The 1,555-nt window shown below is 32.7% G+C and carries 1 protein-coding gene and 1 rRNA gene; one reads left to right on the top strand and one right to left on the bottom strand.

Features of this window, described 5'->3' with window-relative positions; all coding sequences use genetic code 11:
• Positions 1–111 (top strand): 5S ribosomal RNA (rrf, locus tag QS62_RS11705); the annotation flags it as partial.
• 418 nt (positions 112–529) lie between these two features.
• Here the strand turns inward: rrf and QS62_RS11710 are convergent.
• The gene (locus QS62_RS11710) at positions 530–1,165 is read right to left on the bottom strand and encodes a TfoX/Sxy family protein (protein WP_066110385.1); all 636 of its coding nucleotides are present in this window, start codon (positions 1,163–1,165) and stop codon (positions 530–532) included.
• Between the last annotated feature and the right edge of the window lie 390 nt (positions 1,166–1,555).

The following is a 1,555-nucleotide window of genomic DNA, read 5'->3' on the forward strand; positions in this document are numbered from 1 at the left end:
CGGCGAGAATGCGATAGACCCACCTGAATCCATGCCGAACTCAGAAGTGAAATGTCGTAATGCCGATGGTAGTGTGGGGATTCCCCATGTGAGAGTAGGTCACTGCCAGGTTAAAGAAAAAGCGAGAAGGACGCTAGTTGAGGAGTCAGCTAGCGTTTTTTTATTGTTTTTTTTATTTTGTGATTTTGGGTTTCTGTTTTCTGTTTTTTATTTTTCTACTTTTTTTTGATTTCTATTTTTTGATTTTTTAGGGATGGCTGGCTTTTGCTTAAGCTATTCCAATCATCAATCATCAATCATCAATCATCAATCATCAATCACCAATTAGCTCACTTTCTCTGTGTCTATTAAGCGACTAAGTTGTGTAAATCTCTTCGCTATTCATACCATTGAAATGGCTAAGGAATAGAGTTTGTAGAAATGAATAAGTGGGAAGGAAAAGAGAAAAAATTGCCACTTAAATCAGTGGCAATTTATAGGTTATATGAGTCATAGTACTAATTAAGAAAGCTATAAGAAATCATTATATTTATAACGTTTCTTGAGGATAGTTTTCTTGGGCTAGTGCTATATTCAACAATCTCAAATGCTCTTCTTTTTCTTCACGTGTCAATAGTGAATCATGTTTAAGATATAAAGCACCAACTAGCTTCCAGTATAGGCCAAGGCCTTCTATTAAGATTATACCTTTTAGCTGTGTAAAGATCTTTGCAGGTCCACGTCTCTTGAACTCTTTAACATTTCTTACACCAATTCTACCTAAAAGCCGTTCATGTTTTATGCTTAGATTTGGTAAATCCCTAATTTGAGATTGTTTCTTTTTCTTTTTTCGCTTCTTTTCATATGCCACTTGAGCAATGGATAAGTTAAGGTATAAGCGATATTTCTCATCATCTTGCGTAATTTCATCAGGAAGATGAAAATATTGTGCTGCAGATGACGATGTATAAGGGCAAGGAGTAGCCCCTAATTTGAGTAATAGAACTGCAAATTCTTTTGTAGCCCTGATATAAAAAAATTTTCTTTGATAAATACCAAACATATGTTCATTCTTGAAAACGCCGTATCCATTGAATAAGCTTTTAACTGTCACAGGACCAATTAACTTGGTTAATTTCTGGCTGATAAAAGCAGTGTTAATTTCCGTTTGGGTGAATTTTTTCATAAAAATCTCCTAAATATAAAGAACAACACTGAAATAAAGGTTAGAAAGGTACAGCGAAGTTAATATAACAACAAATGTTAATTAACAAAAACATTTTGTTAATAAAATATTAAAAATGTGAACTGAATCGATAAATTGAAAAAAGATCGGAAAAAATAGGGAAATTCTAACCGGTAATTTTAGCTGTAATGTCAAATTTATTAATTAGAGATCGCTTCATAACACAAAAGGAAATGAATTTTGATGCAAAAAGAATAATTTTATCTTCATAAAAAGAATCCGATGTTGAAGCATTATTTGAAATGTGAAAGATGAACAAGTAGAGAGTGTAATAGTCGAGGATGTTTTGCCTACCATAGTAAGTGTTAAAAGAAGGCCTAATAGACAAAA

Origin of the sequence: Gallibacterium salpingitidis (assembly GCF_001678495.1) — a bacterium.
Lineage (GTDB): Bacteria > Pseudomonadota > Gammaproteobacteria > Enterobacterales > Pasteurellaceae > Gallibacterium > Gallibacterium salpingitidis.